The sequence below is a fragment of the Acuticoccus kandeliae genome, from assembly GCF_003073115.1.
On record NZ_QBBV01000113.1, the window covers coordinates 1 to 346 of the forward strand.

A 346-nucleotide genomic window follows, 5' to 3' on the forward strand; every position below is an offset into this window, starting at 1 on the left:
ATCATGTTTGCTCACCTTAGATGGCTGTGAAGTATATTCCGTTATTTGATAAAAAATCTTTAAGTTAGCCTAAGGGCTAAAGGTATTAGGAGGAATTCAGTATTATGCAACACGGTAAAGTTAAATGGTTTAACAACGAAAAAGGCTACGGTTTCATCGAAGTGGAAGGCGGTTCCGACGTATTCGTCCACTTCACGGCGATCCAAGGTGAAGGGTTCAAAACGTTAGAAGAAGGCCAAGAAGTTTCGTTTGAAATCGTCCAAGGAAACCGCGGACCGCAAGCAGCGAACGTTGTCAAATTATAAGACTTCGTTGACATAGACGAGAGAACGGGAGAGATCGGAAG

General features: G+C 42.8%; 1 protein-coding gene. It reads left to right on the plus strand.

All coding sequences use genetic code 11. The features are described from left to right. Positions 1-104: 104 nt before the first annotated feature. The gene (gene cspD / locus DBV35_RS29545) at positions 105-305 is read left to right on the plus strand and encodes a cold-shock protein CspD (protein ID WP_015863587.1); all 201 of its coding nucleotides are present in this window, start codon (positions 105-107) and stop codon (positions 303-305) included. Positions 306-346: the final 41 nt, after the last annotated feature.

Coding starts and splice junctions, on each gene's coding strand:
- cspD (WP_015863587.1), top strand. CDS start 105: ATGCAACACGGTAAAGTTAAATGGTTTAACAACGAAAAAGGCTACGGT.